Annotated in this window: 14 protein-coding genes and 1 riboswitch; of the genes, 6 read left to right on the top strand and 8 right to left on the bottom strand. The window is 72.2% G+C overall.

All coding sequences use genetic code 11. The annotated features are described in order from the left end of the window. Positions 1–175: 175 nt before the first annotated feature. From ABD999_RS06635 to ABD999_RS06620, 4 genes are all read right to left on the bottom strand, one after another. A complete protein-coding gene (locus tag ABD999_RS06635) occupies positions 176–607 on the bottom strand; it encodes a YciI family protein (RefSeq protein WP_261808869.1) in 432 nt (143 codons plus the stop codon). Positions 608–700: 93 nt separating this feature from the next. After that, positions 701–1,399 carry a CHAP domain-containing protein gene (locus ABD999_RS06630; protein ID WP_271280208.1) on the bottom strand — a complete coding sequence of 233 codons (699 nt, stop codon included), beginning with the start codon at positions 1,397–1,399 and terminating at the stop codon, positions 701–703. 13 nt (positions 1,400–1,412) lie between these two features. Next, positions 1,413–1,550: riboswitch (cyclic di-AMP (ydaO/yuaA leader) on the bottom strand. Positions 1,551–1,664: 114 nt separating this feature from the next. Continuing rightward, positions 1,665–2,621, bottom strand: a complete 957-nt coding sequence (locus ABD999_RS06625) for a Gfo/Idh/MocA family protein (RefSeq protein ID WP_271280209.1) — start codon at positions 2,619–2,621, stop codon at positions 1,665–1,667. Positions 2,622–2,669: 48 nt separating this feature from the next. After that, positions 2,670–3,485 carry an aldo/keto reductase gene (locus ABD999_RS06620; protein ID WP_271280210.1) on the bottom strand — a complete coding sequence of 272 codons (816 nt, stop codon included), beginning with the start codon at positions 3,483–3,485 and terminating at the stop codon, positions 2,670–2,672. Positions 3,486–3,582: 97 nt separating this feature from the next. Here ABD999_RS06620 and ABD999_RS06615 point away from each other — a divergent pair, with 97 nt between their 5' ends. Beyond that, the gene (locus ABD999_RS06615) at positions 3,583–4,536 is read left to right on the top strand and encodes a hypothetical protein (protein ID WP_271280211.1); all 954 of its coding nucleotides are present in this window, start codon (positions 3,583–3,585) and stop codon (positions 4,534–4,536) included. A gap of 2 nt (positions 4,537–4,538) precedes the next feature. Further along, positions 4,539–5,699: a DUF6716 putative glycosyltransferase gene (locus tag ABD999_RS06610; RefSeq protein ID WP_271280212.1), complete on the top strand. Its 1,161-nt coding sequence runs from the start codon at positions 4,539–4,541 to the stop codon at positions 5,697–5,699. A gap of 37 nt (positions 5,700–5,736) precedes the next feature. On the opposite strand, the gene ABD999_RS06605 is transcribed toward ABD999_RS06610, so the two are convergent. The 4 genes from ABD999_RS06605 to ABD999_RS06590 all read right to left on the bottom strand — a co-directional run bounded on the left by ABD999_RS06605 (position 5,737) and on the right by ABD999_RS06590 (position 11,490). Then, positions 5,737–7,020, bottom strand: a complete 1,284-nt coding sequence (locus ABD999_RS06605) for a polysialyltransferase family glycosyltransferase (RefSeq protein WP_345482621.1) — start codon at positions 7,018–7,020, stop codon at positions 5,737–5,739. Next, positions 7,017–7,994: a glycosyltransferase family 2 protein gene (locus ABD999_RS06600; RefSeq protein ID WP_271280184.1), complete on the bottom strand. Its 978-nt coding sequence runs from the start codon at positions 7,992–7,994 to the stop codon at positions 7,017–7,019. Before ABD999_RS06600 ends, ABD999_RS06605 begins: the two co-directional genes overlap by 4 nt. A gap of 5 nt (positions 7,995–7,999) precedes the next feature. Next, positions 8,000–10,042 (bottom strand): N-acetylneuraminate synthase family protein, encoded by a 2,043-nt coding sequence (locus ABD999_RS06595; RefSeq protein WP_271280183.1) that lies wholly within the window; start codon positions 10,040–10,042, stop codon positions 8,000–8,002. A gap of 98 nt (positions 10,043–10,140) precedes the next feature. Next, on the bottom strand, positions 10,141–11,490 hold the full coding sequence (locus tag ABD999_RS06590) for a sensor histidine kinase (RefSeq protein ID WP_271280182.1): 1,350 nt from the start codon (positions 11,488–11,490) through the stop codon (positions 10,141–10,143). Positions 11,491–11,819: 329 nt separating this feature from the next. On the opposite strand from ABD999_RS06590, the gene ABD999_RS06585 reads away from it, so the two are divergent. From ABD999_RS06585 to ABD999_RS06570, 4 genes are read left to right on the top strand one after another with little or no spacing between them, the layout of a single operon-like run. Next, positions 11,820–13,079, top strand: coding sequence for a sugar ABC transporter substrate-binding protein (locus tag ABD999_RS06585; RefSeq protein WP_271280181.1), 1,260 nt, complete (start codon positions 11,820–11,822; stop codon positions 13,077–13,079). A gap of 6 nt (positions 13,080–13,085) precedes the next feature. After that, positions 13,086–14,654 carry an ABC transporter permease subunit gene (locus ABD999_RS06580; protein ID WP_271280180.1) on the top strand — a complete coding sequence of 523 codons (1,569 nt, stop codon included), beginning with the start codon at positions 13,086–13,088 and terminating at the stop codon, positions 14,652–14,654. Then, entirely contained in the window at positions 14,651–15,490 is an 840-nt protein-coding gene (locus tag ABD999_RS06575; protein ID WP_222709008.1) for a sugar ABC transporter permease, read from the top strand. The genes ABD999_RS06580 and ABD999_RS06575 overlap by 4 nt, the downstream gene beginning before the upstream one ends. A gap of 3 nt (positions 15,491–15,493) precedes the next feature. Next, the gene (locus ABD999_RS06570) at positions 15,494–17,284 is read left to right on the top strand and encodes a glycoside hydrolase family 13 protein (RefSeq protein WP_345482620.1); all 1,791 of its coding nucleotides are present in this window, start codon (positions 15,494–15,496) and stop codon (positions 17,282–17,284) included. The last annotated feature ends 37 nt before the right edge of the window (positions 17,285–17,321 follow it).

Raw genomic sequence — 17,321 nt, 5'->3', positions numbered from 1 at the left:
CGTCCGGGACATGCCCGGCACTCACCTCAGCGCGGGAAGCGAGAAACGCTTTCAAGAAGGAGCGGCGTCCCGGGCATGTGCGCCGGGCTCCTGGTTGAAGCGGTGATGGTCGTCCACGGCGGGCGTGGGTGGCGCGTTTCCGGCAGGCGTGCGGGGGGTCGCCCTGGGGCTGCCGTCAGGCGTTCGGGGGGTTGGTCTCCAGGGACTCGCGGAGGGCTTTGTCGCGCTCGGCGGTCTCCGGGGTGAGGGAGGTCTCCGGCATGTCGGCCGCGTCGAAGACCTCCCAGAGCTCCAGGCCGACCCCCTCGCCGCCCTCGGGGACGGGGACGCGCAGGGCCCATTCGACGGCCTCTTCGCGGGACTTGACCTGGATCAGCCAGAAGCCAGCGATGATCTCCTTGGTCTCCGCGAAGGGCCCGTCGATGACCTTGGGCTTGCCGGGGCCGTAGGCGATGCGGGCGGCGCGGGAGCTGGGGGCCAGCCCTTCCGCCGCCAGCAGGACGCCGGCCTTGGCCAGCGACTCGTTGTAGGCCATCATGTCGTCGACGAGCTGCCGGCTCGGCATGACGCCCGCCTCCGTCTCGGCGCTGCCCTTTCCGATGATCATGAACTTCACGGTGCTTCTCCTTCGAATCCCGGTCTCGCCGACGCGTCGAACGAGCGGCGCCCGCATCGACACCTCAGGGATTCTTCCGGACAATCAGGCGGCGTACTCGGGGTAGCCGTAGCCGACGACCTGAGACTTGGGACGGATGCGCTCCTCGACGAGCCCGTTGCCGGTGTTGCCCTCGATCGTGGAGATCGTCCCGTCGCGGTTGTCCTTGACCACGAAGCCGACGTGCTGGATGGAGCCGAGGCTCTTGCTGCCGTTCCAGGCGAAGAAGACCACGGCGCCCGGCTTGGCCAGGGTGCCCCAGCGGCCGTTGTTCTGGAACCACCGCGCGTGCGTCACCGTGTAGGCGTCCCAGCCCACCTGCGCGCGGGCGCCGGTCTGCTCGCCGACCCAGGAGACGAACATCGCGCACCAGGGGGCGTTCAAGTAGGCGGCGGGGTGGCCGCCGTCACGGGCGATGGTCTCCTGGGCGCGCTGCGAGTTCGCGTACCACTCCTGGAACTTCGTGCCGCCGCCCCGCGCGTTCTCCCTGATGCCGATCTGCTCCCTGGCCAGGGCGAGCACCTGGGCTGCGGTGACGTCGATCTTGTCCTTCTCGGCGGGCTTCGCCTCCTGGGAGGCGGTCTGGCCGGCCTCCGCCTGGGCCGTCAGCGAGAGATCGTCTCCGTTGACCGGGTCGGCGTGGGCGGGGAGGGCGGAGCCCATGAAGCAGGCGACGAAGGTGGCGCCGAGGGCGGCGCGGACGTAATGCGGTTGGGTGGCACGGGGGAGGCGATGCATGACCATCGAGGGGATGTACTCCTTGCTTCCATGCCGCTTACCGGGTTAGCTGACGGGTTCGGGCGTGGAAGCTGCCCTACGGCGCGCGAGGCGCCGATTCACCCCGGAAGAAGTGGGTCCCCGGTTCCGCGCAAGGCGGATTCAGCGGTCGCAGGACGATCCTGCGATACGACGGTGTTCTCGGACACGACCGGGCAAACCGGACGTATGCCGTGAATGCGGAGTAAAGTAACGCATCTGGCAAGAAACTGGCAAGTCTTCAAAGCCGCGGCTAGCGGATCTGCGCCCGCGCCTCCGCCAGAACCCGCATGATGGCAAGGCTCTCGTCAAGCGGCATGATCTCGCTCTCGGTACGACCCCGCGCCAGGCAGTCGCGGACCTCGCGCAGCTCGCCCGCGTACCCGTTGTCCGCCGGATCGTCGAGCGCGTGCTCCTCCGGCTCCATCCCCGGCCCGCTGAGCACGACCCGCCGCGGAGCCCAGAACGGGGCGTCGATGTCGGCCCGCATCCCGGTGCCGACGACGGTGGCGTCGTTGGAGTAGGCGCCGAGCAGCGAGCACTCCACCAGCGCCCGCCTGCCGCCCGGATAGCTCATCAGCCCGCCCGCCTCGGCGTCCACGCCGCCCGGGGACAGCGAGCCGGTGATGCGCGTGCTCTCCGGCGTTCCGAGGAACAACTGGGCCAGCCCCATGGGGTAGATGCCCAGGTCGAGCAGGGCGCCGCCGCCCAGCTCCGGCGCCCAGAGCCGATGCGCGGGATCGTACGGGTGCGCGAAGCCGAACGAGGCGCGCACCGAGCGGATCTCGCCGAAACGCCCGTCGCCGGCGAGCATGCGGATCAGCGGGTTGAACCGCATCCACATCGCTTCCATCAGGAAGACCCCGGCCTCGCGGGCCAGCCGGACCATCCGTTCGGCGTCGGCCGTGGTGGCGGCGAGCGGCTTCTCGCACAGCACGGCCTTGCCCGCCGCGATGGCCGCCTCGGCCACCTCCAGGTGCTGGGCGTGCGGGGTGGCGACGTAGACGGCGTCCACGGCCGGATCGGCGCACAGCTCGGCGTAGGAGCCGTGGGCGGACTCGGCGCCCAGTGTCGCGGCCAGCGCCTTGGCCCGGCCCAGGTCGCGGGAGCCGACCGCGGCCACCCTCATCCCCGGCTCGGCGGCGATGACGGCGCCCACTGTCCTGGCGATGCCGCCGGTCGCCGCGATGCCCCACGATAAGTCACGCACGCGGAAGATCGTACAGATTCATCCGCGAAAGCGATATGTGAGGCGAATTCACCCGCTGGTCTCGGGGTCGAGCCCGAGGCGGCGGCCGGCGTTCATCGCCCCGATCGCGGCCATGTCCTCGCGGTCCAGGATGAAGTCGAACACGTCGATGTTCTCCTTGATCCGCGACGGGGTGACCGACTTCGGGATCGCCACGTTGCCGATCTGGATGTGCCAGCGCAGCACGATCTGCGCGGGCGTGCGGTTGTGCTTGTCCGACAGCACCGCCAGCGCCGGGTCCTCCAGCAGGCCCCGGCCGGAGCCGAGCGGGCTCCACGCCTCGGTGAGGATCCCGTTCTTGTCGTGGAACTCGCGCATCTCGTGCTGCTGGAAGTACGGGTGCAGCTCGATCTGGTTGATGCAGGGGACGATGTCGGTCTCGTCCATGAGCCGGGTGAGCGTGCCGACCGTGAAGTTGGACACGCCGATAGCCCTGGCCCGGCCGTCCCGGTAGATCTTCTCCAGGCCGCGCCAGGCCTGGACGTACTTGTTCTGCTTCGGCGCCGGCCAGTGGATCAGGTAGAGGTCGACGTGGTCGAGGCCGAGCCTGGCCAGGCTCTCGTCGAAGGCCCGCTCCACCCGGTCGTGGTCGGAGTTCCACAGCTTGGTGGTGACGAAGAGCTTCTCGCGCGGGACGCCGGAGGCGCGCACGGCCCGGCCGACGCCCTCCTCGTTGCGGTAGAGCGTGGCCGTGTCGATGTGGCGGTAGCCGGCCTCGAGCGCGGTCAGCACGGCCCGCTCCGCCTCGTCGTCGGTCACCTTCCAGACGCCGAGGCCGAGTTGCGGGATCTCGACACCGTCTCTGTAAAGCCGTAGCGAGTTCATACTTCCCATTGTTCACGTCTCGTTCCGCACGGCTTAAGCCGCCCGGGCTAGCTTGAAGCGGTCGTGAACGGGCCATCACCTGGCTGGGAGAGCAAACGTGGTCAAACAGGCGTCGGCCTGGGTGGAATCCCCGCTCCAGATGCTGTGCGCCGTCGAGGCCCATCACGCGGGGCTGCTCGGCCCGGCCACCACTGTGGTGCCGCGGGCGCGGCTGCGCGCCCTCAAGGCGACCGGGCGCGAGCTGCGCGGCCTCGACCTGCCCGCCGGGCTGGAGCTGGCCGAGCCGAGCGAGCGCATGCCGCGCCGGCCGGCCGTCGTCGGCGACGCCTTCTCCGGCCGGGTGCAGCTGCGCTGGCTGGCCGCCTTCCCCGGCAGGGTCGTCGTGGTGGACGACGGCATGGCCACGATCCGGCTGCTGGAACTGCTCGCCGCCAAACCGTACCGGCCGCTGCTGCGGGCCCGCGCCCAGCCGGGCGCGCTGCGCGCGGCGCTCGGGCTGGCCGCCGCGATCAGGCTGCGCGCGGGCGGGGTCACGGTCTTCACCGCGCTGCCCGTCCCGCCTCACCTGGCGGAGGCGGTCCGCCGGGCGGGCGTCGACCTGGTACGGCACGAGTTCGCATGGCTGCGCGGCCAGCCGCCCAGCGAGCCGGGGCCCGCCGAGCGGACGGTCGTGCTCGGCACCTCGCTGGTGCGCAACGGGCTGGTGCACCGCGAGCGCTACCTGCGCTGGCTGACCGACCTGGCGGCCGAGGAGCCGCTCGCGTACTACCCGCACCGGCGGGAGGACCCGGTCGACGTCGCGGTCATCCGCGAGCGGCCCGGCATCACCGTGCACGACGGCGGCGCGCCCGCCGAGCTGACGCTGCGCGGCCTCGACCCGGGCCAGCGGGTGGTCAGCCTGCCGTCGACCGCGGTCTCCTCGCTGCGGGTGCTGCTCGGCCCGCGCGGAGTGGCGGTGGAGCCGGTGGACGTGCCCGACGACTGGTGGACGAGCAGGGCGGCCCCCGCGCTGCGCTCGCATCTGACAGGAGTGACAGGAGTGACCGGTTGAGAGTGCTGGCGGTGGCCGACTCCGACTCGTACCTGAAGTGGGCGGCCTGCCTGCTCCAGGACCTGCCGGACGGCTGTGACACCGAACTGGTGGTGGTGCGCACCCCGATCGCGCCGTCGGCCGAGCAGATCGCCGCCGCCGTGGGGGACCGGCCCGCGCCGCCGGTGCTGAGCGCCCGCGCGCTGCGCCGCCTGGCGGAACGGTCCAGGCCCGACGTGATCCTGGTGTCCTGCACGGGTCCGGTCGTGGACGTGCTGGTGTCCGGCGTGCTGGACGGGCTGCGCCCGCGGCCGGTGTTCGCCACCGGGCTGCCTGGCATCTCGGTGCCCGCGACGGAGAAGGCGTGGCTGTTCCGCAGCGGCTGCGACCTGTTCGTGGTGCACAGCGAGCGCGAGGTGGCCGAGTTCGCGGCCATCGCGGCCCGGCTCGGCGGGGGAGGGGCGGTCGGCCTGGCCAGGCTGCCGTTCCTGCGGCCCCGGCAGGAGCGGTCCGGCGGCGACCGGGTGGTCTTCGCCACCCAGGCCAAGGTGCCGAAGGCGCGCGAGGACCGCGAGCGGATCCTGCTCGCGCTGGCCGAGCTGGCCGTCCGCGAACCCGGCCTGGACGTCGTGGTCAAGCTGCGCGCGCTCGAAGGCGAGCGGCAGACCCACCGCGAGCGCCACCACTACCAGAAGCTCTGGCGGGAGCTGGGCGAGCCGGGCCGGCTGCGGTTCGCCGCCGGGTCGATGCAGGACCAGCTCTCGCGGGCGGCCGGGTTCGTCACCGTCAGCTCCACGGCCGCGCTGGAGGCCATCGCCATGGGCGTGCCGTCGCTGGTGCTGAGCGACTTCGGGGTGAACGCCGAGATGATCAACCTGGTGTTCGAGGACAGCGGTCTGCTCGGCACGCTCGACGACCTGGCCGAGGGCGGCTTCCGGCAGGCGGACCCGCGGTGGTGCGCGGCCAACTACTTCCACCCGGACGAGCGCGGCGACTGGACCGGGCTGCTGACCGGGCTGGTGCTCTCCCGCTCCCGGGTGCCTGCCGTCTCCCTGCTGGACGGCCCCGAGCACGCCGCCGCCCGCCGCCGCGCCCGGCTGCGGGTCGAGGTGCCGCCGAACATGCTGCGCGCCGGCTACCGCGCCAAGCGACGCGTCCGCCGCTACCTCAAAGTCCTGACCTGACGCGTACGGCGCGGAGGTCGCCGCAGGTGGAGCGGGGTCAGCGGGTGGTTCGGAGTTTTCTGCGCAGGCGGTCCAGCGGGCCCGGCGGGGCCTGCTCGGGCTTGCCGGGCTTTTCGGGCTTGTCGAGGAGGCCCAGGGCCTCCAGCCGCCTGCGCTTGAAGTAGCGGGCGTCGAAGGAGAAGCCGTCGGGCCGCAGGTCCGGGTACGCCTCGGCCTGCATGCAGTAGCCCACCGCGCGGACCAGCTCCGGCAGGTCGGCCGCGGGCGGCTCGTCGACGAAGCCGTCCTCCGACAGCCGGGGGAGCAGCGCGTCCACGATCGTGGCAGGGATCCGGTTGCTGTTCTCGTACGGGGTCAGCCGCTCCAGCACCAGGCCGGTGCCGTGGGAGACGGCGCGCAGCCCGTAGTGGCGGCGCGCCGTCACCAGGGCGGTGGAGAAGCAGCCCACCACCAGCTCCGGCCGGAGCGTGGCGAAGCAGACCTCGGCGGGCACGCTCTCCCCGGCCACCGTCACCTGGACGCCGAGCGGCCCGGCGGCGGCGCGCAGCAGCCGGGCGTGCTCGCGCCCCGCCGAGGGATGCGGCTTGAACAGCACGCCCGTGTAGCCGCGGGCGGCCAGGCCGCGCAGCATCGCCTCGTGCAGCCCGGCCTCCTCCTCGGGGGTGACGACGCCGAGCGCCGACAGGTACTGCCCGAGGATCATCGCCTGGCCGCCCGCCATGGCCGGCGCGGTCGCGGCCACCTCGCGGACGACCGACAGGAACGGCTCCTCCGGCAGCCTCACGGCCGGCACCCCGTACTCGCTCAGTAGCAGCGGCGCCAGCCCCGGCACCAGGTCGAGGTGGAGCAGTCGGGTGACGCGGTGGGAGATCTCGGCGGGCAGCGGGTCACGGGTCGGTCCGTAGCTCATCAGCCCGTCGGAGTAGACGGTGATCGGGCAGTCGCGGACCAGCCCGGCGATCGTGCGGGCGGGCGCGACCGCGATCGACTCGACCACCAGCTCGTCGACCACGTCCAGCCGCAGGTGGGAGCGGACCAGCCGCTCCAGCATCGGCGCCTCCACGATCCTGGGCCGCCACTCCGCCGGATGCAGCGGCGCGATCAGCTCGTTCCACGAGCGCACCTCGTCGAACCGGGAGGCGAGCACGGCGAAGCCCGGGGTCGCGTCCAGCGGCGTGGAGACCTCGGGGACCGGCGTGTTGGACGACACCAGCAGCACCCTGCGGCCGTCCCCGAACAGGCCGGCGTCGATGCCCGCCGCCAGCGACATCGCGCCGAACAGCGTCGAGGCGTAGAAGACCGTCGTCGGGTGGCTCGTCATGAATCCTCCCCATCGGGGCGCGGCCCGCGGGCCGGGACGGGCAGACCGGGCAGCAGCTCGCGCAGCACGGCCGAACGCTCGGCCGGCATCGCCGACGCGGCCTCCGCCACCAGCTCGCGCGGCAGCGCCTCCGCCATCCGCGCGCCGCGCTCGGTGAACCGGGCCCGCAGCTCCGGCGGGAACCGGTCCGCGAGCTCCAGGTGGTGGGCGAGCAGACCGCAGAAGTTGCGCACCGCCTTCGGCAGGTACTTCTCCTCCAGGTCCGCGAAGACCAGCTCGAACGCGTCGAAGAAGTGCAGCTGCCGCTCGTCGCCCACCTGGGTGAGCGAGCCGGCCACCTGCCGCCGGTAGAACACGCCCGCCATCGACACCGCGGCGAACGTCACCGCCTCCCGGTGCAGCCGCCAGATCCACGGCCGGTCCTCGGCGGTGTGCAGCCCGGAGGGGAAGCGCAGCAGGTCACCCAGCGACCGCCGGTAGATGCCCGCCCAGGCGTACGGGTAGTCCACCATCGTGCGCGCGCCCGCCGGCAGGATCGCCCAGCGCGGGTCGAGCACCGCGCCCCGCCGCGCCGCGGGGGCCCGGTGCACGACCCGCTTGCGGCCCTCGACCTGTACGTGGTCGGCGCGTACGAAGTCGCAGCCGAGCCCGTCGATGACCGCGACCAGCCGCGCCAAGTAGCCGGGAGCCAGCCAGTCGTCGCCGTCCAGGAACGTGACGTACCGGCCGGAGACGGCCGCAAGCCCGGCGTTGCGCGCGTCCGCCAGCCCGAGCGGCTCGGGGTTGCGGATCACGGCGAGTCCGGGCAGGTCGGCGCGGAAGTCCTCGACGACGGCGGCGGTGCCGTCCACCGACCCGTCGTCGACCACGACGAACTCGAAGCCGGGCCGGAAGTTGCGGGCCAGCGAGGCGAGCGCGTCGGAGATGAAGCGCTCGCCGTCGCGGACCGGCACGATGACCGAGAGGGTGATCACCGAGGTCAGACAGTGATCCGGCGCAGCCGCGCCTTCGGGGCCTCCTCGCCGGGGAAGACCCGCTTGACGCCGTCGCCCATGGCCTGCTCGATGATCCGGATGTCGCGCACCAGGTGCTCCAGGCCCGACGGCTCCAGCGAGGCGGCGTGGTCGGAGCCCCACATGGTGCGGTCGAGGGTGATGTGCCGCTCCACGCAGACCGCGCCGAGCGTCACCGCGGCCAGCGAGATCTGCAGGCCCCGCTCGTGCCCCGAGTAGCCGACCGGCACCCCGTACCGCTCCTTGAGGGTGGTGATCGTGCGCAGGTTGGCCTCCTCGGGAGGCAGCGGGTACGTGGACGTCGCGTGCATCATGATCAGCTTGTCGGTGCCGAGGATCTCCACGGCCTCGTCGATCTCCCGCAGCGTGGACATCCCGGTCGACAGGATGATCGGCTTGCCGGTGGCGGCCAGCGCGCGCAGCAGCTGGTGGTCGGCGACGCCGGCCGAGGCCACCTTGTGCGTCAGGACGTCCATGTCCTCCAGGAACTCCACCGACGGCACGTCCCACGGGGAGGCGAACCAGTGCAGGCCGCGCTCGTCGCAGTACTCGGCGATCTGCCGGTACTCGTCGGCGCCGAACTCGGTGCGCTCCTTGTACTCCAGGTACGTCATCTCGCCCCACGGCGTCTGCCGGATCTGCCCCTTCTGCGCCTCGGGCACGCAGATGGCCGGGGTGCGCTTCTGGAACTTCACCGCCTGGCAGCCGGCGTCGGCCGCCACGTCGATGAGCCGGCGGGCGATGTCGAGGTCGCCGTTGTGGTTGATGCCGATCTCGCCGATCACGTACACCGGCTCGCCGTCGCCGACCGGCACGTCCCCGATGGACACCGGGCGGAACCTGAGCCGCGGCGGCGCGGCCGGAGCCGGCTCCTCCAGGACCGGCCGGGCCGCGACCACCCGGTCGCACAGCTCGCGCACCGCGCCGTCGCCGCCCGCCCTGGTCAGCACCACCCGGGCCGCGGCGCGCACCCGCGGGTGCGCGTCCGGCACCGCGACCGGCCAGCCCACCTCGGCCATCGGGCCCAGGTCGTTGACGTCGTTGCCGACGTACGCCACGCGGGCCGGGTCGAGGTTCTCGATGGCGAGCCAGTCGCGCAGCACCGTCCGCTTGTCGGCCAGGCCCTGCAGCACCGGCACGCCGAGCTTGCGCGCCCTGGCCGCCACCACCGGGTTGTGCTCGGTCGACATGACCAGCACCTTCACCCCGGCGCGGCGCAGCAGCGACACGCCCATCCCGTCCGAGCGGCTGACCAGCACCATCTCGCGGCCCTCGGAGTCGACGTAGGCGCGGTCGTCGGTGTGCACGCCGTCGAAGTCGGTGATGACCGCGTCCACGTCGATCGGCTCGGGCGCGTCCACGAACGGGGCCAGCGCCCGCACGATCTCCAGGTCCTCTGGTGTGTCCACCTCGACCGCGTGCCGGGCGGGCACCGCCTGCACGGCCACGTCACCGAAGAAGCGGTGGCCGCGCTCGCGGAACCCCGCCGCGCGCATCACGTAGAAGGCGCCGGTTTCGCGGAACTGCGGCTCCATGTCCTGCCTGCGCGGCCGGGACGCCGGGTCGTGGTTGACGCCCGCGCCGGCCGGGGTCCACAGGAACTCGTGCGTCGGCGTACCGGAGAAGACCGCGTCGGCCTCGCCGTCGAGCACCCGGCGCACGGCCGCCGACAGGTCGGCGGGATCGATGAACACGCTCGTGCACTGCACGAGCACGACGACCTCGGGGTCCTCGCCCAGGGCGTCGAGGGCGTGCAGCACGGCCGACTCGCTGGAGGCCGTGGCGCCGCTCAGCTCGGCCGGCCGCTCCACCACCCGCGCGCCCGCCCGCTCGGCGGCCTCGGCGATGCCCGGGTGATCGGTGCTCACCACCACCTCGTCCACCAGCTCGGCCTGCAGGCACGCGCGGACCGCGCGAGCCACGAGCGGGGTGCCCCCGACGGGGGCGAGGTTCTTCAGTGGTACGCCCGCCGAACCTCCACGGGCGGGAACTACGGCCAGGACTCGCAACGTATCTCCTCTATCCTCCGGGTTGCATCCAGAAGCTAGAGGCGCTGGTTGAACTGGCAGCGTCCCCGTTCTTAACTTTCCGGGGGCATCGGGTTGCGTCACCCGGGCCAGGTGGCCGGCAGGCGCAGCACGAACCTGGCGCCGTGCGGGCTGTCCTCCACCCGGATCTGCCCGCCGTGCGCGAGCGCCACGTCGCGGGCGATCGCCAGGCCCAGCCCGGTGCCGCCCGCGTCCCGGCTGCGGGCGGCGTCCAGCCGGGTGAACCGCTCGAAGATGCGCTTGCGGTCGCCGACGGCGATCGGCGCGCCGTCGTTCTCCACGCAGAGCACGGCCTGGCCGTCCTGCCGCCGCACCTCGACGGACACCTGCTTCTCGGCGTGCCGCTGGGCGTTGTCCAGCAGGTTCGTCAGCACCCTGGCCAGCTGGAGCCGGACGCCGTGCACGGTGACGCCCTCGGCGAGCTCGGTCCTCACCGGGACCCTGTCCGTGCGCCTGGTGAGCTCCTGGCGGACCAGCTCGGCCAGGTCCACCTGCTCCCTGGCGGCGGCGTCCTCGCCGGAGCCGATCCTGGCCAGCAGCAGCAGGTCGGTGATGATGGCCTCCAGCCGGTCGGTGTCGCGCAGCGCGGACTTCACCAGCGTCCGCACGTCGGCCTCGTCCGGGTAGAGCTGGGCGCTCTCCAGCTGGGCGCGCAGCCCGGCGATCGGGGTGCGCAGCTCGTGCGAGGCGTCGGCGGCGAACTGGCGCTGCTGCAGCCCGGCGCGTTCCAGGCGGGCCAGGGTGCCGTTGACGGAGCGGGCGAGCTGCGCCACCTCGTCGTCACCCGGCGGCTCCGTCACCCGGCGGCTCAGGTCGCGGGCGGTGATGTGGTCCAGCTCCCGCCGCATCCGCGCCACCGGGCGCAGGGCCGAGCCGGTGACCACCCAGGTCGCCCAGGCGGTGAGCGCGAGGATCGCGGCGAGCTGGACGGCCGCGCTGATCTCCATGCTCCGGGTGGAGAGCAGGGGCGGGGTGCGCCGCGCCGCGTAGACGATCGGCGCCTCGGCGGACAGGCCGGCCCGCATCACGGTGATGTGCATACACATGGCGGGCAGGCAAGCGGTGACGTCGACGTCCCGGCCGCCCGGCCGCGGCCGCACGCCGCTCAGCATCGGCAGTTTCCTGGCCGCGTCGCTCGCCGCGAGGATCCGGCCGTCGTGCGCGACCAGCTGGATCAGGTCGACGTCGCTGTCGAGCACCGGCAGCCCGTGGCCGGCCCCCAGCTCGCCGCCGCGCACCCGGGCGGCGATGCGGGCGGCGGTGTCTCCCGTGGAGTCCCAGGTCGCCTGCGCGATCAGATGGCGGGTGATGAGGACGCCCGCGATCGCCACGGGGGTGAGCACGAGCGCGGCGACGACCGTGGCGATGATGGTGACGCGTCCCCGCAGGGATCGGGCCCACAGGCGCACCTCACCGACGCTACCGACCGTATTCTTCGCGGACTGCCGCGCCGAGGGAAAGAAAGGTCAAATGCTCCCGATCCTCATCAGAGGCGGGCCCGCACCGGCCGGCGCGGGAGAATCGGGTGGGACCCCGCCGGCTTCCGCCGGGTGGGGATGCAAGCTTGCCGAAACTTGCATACCGGTCGGACGCTGGAGGTTGAGCCTCTCCGGAATGCCTCTGGATGAGGATCGGGTAACGCCCTCTTGCAAAATCTTCCAAAAATTGCAAAATCCAGCTAACGTCCCGGAAACAAGAGCCGCGAAAGCGGTCGATCACTGATCTTTCGGGAGGTCTCATGAGCAAGCGAGCCCTGGGCGTGGCCGCTCTCGCGACGCTGGCCTTAACCGCCTGTGGCGGCTCCGACCCCGCTGCCCCCTCCGCGGCGCCGAGCGAGTCCGCCTCGGCCGCCCCCGCGTCGGGCAACCTCGTCATCTGGGCCGACCCCAACCGGGTCAAGGCCCTCACCCCCTTCGCCGATCAGTTCGGCACCGAGAACGGCGTGACCGTCGAGGTGAAGGAGATCAGCAAGGACAACCAGCAGACCTTCCTGACCGCCTCCCAGCAGGGCAGCGGCCCCGACGTCATGGTCGGCGCGCACGACTGGATCGGCAACCTGGTGCAGAACGGCGCCATCGAGCCGGTCAACCTGACCGAGGAGCAGAAGGCGGCGTTCTCCGACATCGCGATCAAGGCGGTCACCTTCGACGGCCAGATCTACGGCGCCCCGTACGCCGTCGAGAACATCGCCCTGATCCGCAACACCGACCTGGCCCCCGACGCGCCCGCCACGATCGAGGACATGGTGGCGACCGGCAAGAAGCTCAAGGACGACGGCAAGGTCCAGGAGATCCTCTGCCTGCCCGTGGCCCAGAAGGGCGACGCCTTCCACGTCTACCCGCTGTTCGCCGCCGGCGGCGGCAAGCTGTTCGGCTCCACCCCGGCCGGCGACCCCGACCCCAAGCAGGTGCTGGTCGGCTCCGAGGGCTCGGTCAAGGCCTTCGGGAAGCTGCGCGAGCTGGGGGAGAAGGGCGACGGCGCGCTCAAGACGTCGATCACCAACGAGAACTACATCCCCAGCTTCGCCGGCAAGAAGTGCGCCTTCCTGATCTCCGGCCCGTGGGCCATGACCGACGTCAAGAAGGGCGGCTTCGGCTACGACATCACGCCCGTCCCTTCGTTCGAGGGCGGCGAGCCCGCCACCCCGTTCGTCGGCGTCCAGTCGTTCTTCGTCGCGGCCAAGGGCCGGAACAAGACGCTCGCCCAGGAGTTCGTCACCAACTACGTGACCAACAAGGACGTCGCCAAGGCGCTGTACGACGCCGACCCCCGGCCTCCGGCGCTGACCGCCGCCCTGGAGGAGGTCAAGGCGGCCGACGCCGACGCCGGCAAGTTCATGGACGCCGGCAAGGACGGCATGCCGATGCCCGCCATCCCGGAGATGCAGGCCGTGTGGGAGCCGTTCGGCATCGCCGAGGCGGGCGTGGTCAAGGGCGGCGACCCGGCCAAGGCGGCCGCCGCCGCGCAGAAGACCATCGACGGCTCGCTCAAGAACTGACGCCCCATGTCGCCCGACGTGCGCGAGACCGCGGAGGCGTCACAGGCTCCGCGGCCCCGCCGCAACATCACCACCGCCTTCGTGGTGAGCAGGATCGCGGTGCTCGCCGTCGCCGCCGCGATCCTGCTCTACGCCGCGCCGCCGCTGGTCGCCACCGGGTCGTGGATCGGGCTGGCCGTGCTGCTCGGGGCCACCGCCGTCATCGGCTACCTCTACCTGACCCGGCGGTACGTCCCGGCCAAGTATCTCGTCCCCGGCACCGTCTTCCTCATCGCCTTCCAGGTGTTCCCGGTGCTCTACACGGTGACCACCGCCTTCACCAACTTCGGCGACGGCCACCGCGGTGACAAGGCGGCGGCGATCACCGCCATCGAGCGCGGCTCCGTACGGCAGGCGCCCGGCTCGCCCGAGTACCAGCTCACCACCGCGCTGCGCGGCGGCGAACTGGTGTTCCTGCTCGTCGACCCCGCCACCAAGCAGGTCCGGCTCGGCGACGCGGGCGGGCTGTCGCCGCTGCCCGGCGCCGAGGTCGGCGTCACCGGCAAGGTGTTGCGCGCGCCCGGCGTCACCGTGCTGACCGCGCCGCAGGCCGCCGCCCGCGGCGAGGAGATCGCCGCGCTGACCGTGCCCACCGACGGCGGGGCCATCAAGGCCAACGGGCTCAGCCGCGCCGTCGAGGGCAGGGCGGCGCTCGTCTACGACGCGGGCTGCGACTGCATGCGGGGCGAGGGCGGCCCGTGGCGCGCCGACGGGTCGCAGGGCTACTTCGTCAACGCCGCCGGCGAGCACCTGGCCCAGGGCTGGCAGGTCAACGTCGGCCTGGCCAACTTCGCCAGGGTGCTGACCAACCCCACGATCTCCGGCTACTTCCTCGGCGTGTTCGGCTGGAACGCGGTCTTCGCGCTGGCCTCCGTAGCCGGCACGTTCGGGCTCGGCATGGCCGTCGCGCTGGCCCTGCACCACCCGCGCATGCGCGGCACCAAGGCCTACCGGATCGCGCTCATCCTGCCGTACGCCATGCCGTCGTTCGCGATGCTGCTGGTCTGGCGTGACATGTTCAACCGCGACTTCGGGCTGGTCAACCAGATGCTCGGGCTGAACGTGGACTGGCTCGGCGAGGTGACCACCGCCCGGCTCGCCGTCGTCCTGGTCAACCTGTGGCTGGGCTTCCCGTACATGTTCCTGGTGACGACCGGGGCCCTGCAGGCGATCCCGCGGGAGCTGACCGAGGCCGCCGCCATCGACGGGGCCACCCCGTGGAAGGCGTTCCGGCGGGTGACGCTGCCGCTGCTGCTGGTGGCGCTGACGCCGCTGCTCATCTCGTCGTTCGCGTACAACTTCAACAACTTCAACGCCATCCAGCTCACCACCGAGGGCGGGCCGTTCCCGCCGGAGAACCCGCAGGTGGGGGGCACCGACCTGCTCATCACCTACACGTTCAGGCTGGCCTTCGGCACCGGCGGCGCGCAGTTCGGCTTCGCGGCCGCGATCTCGGTGTTCATCTTCGCCATCGTGGCGATCGTCTCTGCCGTGGCGTTCCGCCGTACCCGCAAGCAGGAGGAGGTGTACGCGTGAAGCTGGCGCTCAGGCACGCGTTCGTGCTCGCCGTGTGCGCGTTCGCGATCTTCCCCATCCTGTTCGTCGTCTCGGCGGCGATCAACCCGCTGGGCACCCTCGCCTCGACCGAGCTGCTGCCGACCGGAGCCGGCCTGGACAACTTCGGCGAGCTGATGACCTCGGACGTCTACCCGTTCGGCCGGTGGTTCTTCAACTCGGTGTTCATCGCGCTGCTGTCGTCGTTCGCCAGCCTGCTGCTGTCGATGTTCGCCGCCTACGCCTTCAGCCGGATGCGCTTCGCCGGGCGCCGGGTCGGGCTGCTGGCGCTGCTGCTCATCCAGATGTTCCCGCAGTTCCTGGCCATCGTGACGATCTTCATGATCTTCACCAGGGTGACCGAGCTGTACCCGGCGTTCGGCTTCGACACCGTGTGGGGGCTCATGCTGCTCTACCTGGGCGGCGCGCTCGGCGTGAACACCTGGCTGATGAAGGGCTTCCTGGACACCGTGCCGAAGGAGCTCGACGAGGCCGCCACCGTGGACGGCGCCACGCACGCGCAGGTCTTCTGGAAGGTCATCATGCCGCTGGTCACGCCGATCCTCGCGGTCACCGCGCTGCTGGCGTTCATCACCACCATGAGCGAGTTCCTCATGGCGAACGTCTTCCTGCGCGACCCGGAGAGCAAGACGCTCGCCGTGGGCATGTACGGGATGATCGCCGGCGACCGGCGCAACGAGAACTTCGGCATGTTCGCCGCCGCCACGCTGCTCACCGCGATCCCGACCGTCAGCGTCTTCCTCTGGCTGCAGAAGTACATCGTCTCCGGACTCACCTCCGGCGCCGTCAAGGGGTGACTCATGCGCTTCCTGGATCTGCCGCACCACGACGGCTCCCCGCTGTACGTCTCCACGCAGGCGCCCGAGCCCGGCGCCCCGGTGACGCTCTGGCTGCGCGCCCCGCGCGCCGCCGGGGTCACCGCCGCGCACGTGCGCGCCGTCCACGACGGCGAGCCGCGCTACGCCCGCGCCGCGCCCGACCCCGCCAGGACCGGCCGCCCCGTCGGCGGGTACGGTGCCGGCGACGACTGGTGGCGGGCCGAGGTCACCCCGGTGAACCCGGTCACCCGCTACCGCTTCCTGCTGGAGACCACCGGCGGCCAGGCGTGGCTGACCGCCGCCGGGCTGTTCGCGCACGACCTGCCCGACTCCGGGGACTTCCGCCTGGTCTGCCACGAGCCGCCCCCCGCGTGGATGGCCGGCTCGATCGTCTACCAGATCTTCCCCGACCGGTTCGCCCGCTCGGGCCCCATGCCGGACCCGGCCCCGGCATGGGCGCTGCCCCGCGACTGGGACCGCGACCCGGTCATCCCCAGCGGCCCCGGCACCGCGGAGCAGTTCTACGGCGGCGACCTCGACGGCGTCGTCCGCCACCTCGGCCACATCGAGAGCCTCGGCGCCGACACCGTCTACCTGACCCCGATCTTCCCGGCCCGCTCCAACCACCGCTACGACGCCGCCGACTTCGACCGCGTCGACCCGCTGCTCGGCGGCGACGCCGCGCTGCGCCGGCTGGCGGACGCGCTGCACGGGCGCGGCATGCGGCTGCTCGGCGACATCACCGCCAACCACACCGGCGACGCCCACGCCTGGTTCACCGCCGCCGTCTCCGACGTGCGCGCCCCCGAACGGGACATGTACTACTTCGACCCCGACACCGGCGACTACGAGTCCTGGTGGGGCTTCAAGTCGCTGCCCAAGCTCAACTGGGGCAGCCCGCTCGTCCGCGACCGCATGCGCCAGGTGCTCACCCGCTGGACCGGGCCGTTCGACGGCTGGCGGGTGGACGTGGCCAACATGACCGGCCGGTTCGGCGCCGACGACCACAACCACGAGGCCGCGGCCCTGCTGCGCCGCGCCCTGCCGCCCGGCGCCGCGTTCGTCGCCGAGCACAACCACGACGCCTCGTCCGACCTGGACCGCGACGGCTGGCACGGCACGATGAACTACGGCGGCTTCACCCGCCCCGTCTGGTCCTGGCTGCGCGCCGGCACGCTCGGCCTGGAGCACTTCCTCGGCGTGCCCGGCGGCGTTCCCCGCCGCGACGGCCTCGCCGCCCTGGCCACGCTGCGGTCCTTCGCCTCGCACATGTCGTGGCGCTCGCTCGTGCACTCCTGGCAGCTGCTCGACTCGCACGACACGCCGCGGATCCGCACCGTCACCGGCTCGCGCGAGCGCCACCTCGTCGCGCTCGGCCTGCAGGCCACGCTGCCCGGCACGCCCATGGTGTTCGCCGGCAGCGAGTTCGGCCTCACCGGCGTCAACGGCGAGCACTCCCGCACCCCCATGCCCTGGAACCGCCCCGCAGACCGGGACCCGGCCACCCTCGCCGCCTACCGCGACCTGCTCGGCCTGCGCCGCCGCGAGCCCGCGCTGCGCCACGGCGGGCTGCGCTGGCTGCACGCCGACGCCGACTGCCTGGTGTTCGCGCGCGAGACGTACGAGGAGACGCTGCTCGTGTGCGCCCGCCGCGCGCCGGGGGCTCCGCTGGCCCTGCCCGCCCGCGCCGACCTCGTCCATAACGGCGGCGACACGAATGACGGAACAGGTGATGGACCGTCGCTGTCCGTGTGGCGGGTCATCGGCCGATGACGCTACGGTTGGGGCCGCCCCGTCAGAGTTGATCGAG

The sequence above is a fragment of the Nonomuraea ferruginea genome, from assembly GCF_039540635.1.
GTDB classification, from domain to species: domain Bacteria; phylum Actinomycetota; class Actinomycetes; order Streptosporangiales; family Streptosporangiaceae; genus Nonomuraea; species Nonomuraea ferruginea.
This window is presented reverse-complemented; position numbering and strand designations above follow the sequence as displayed.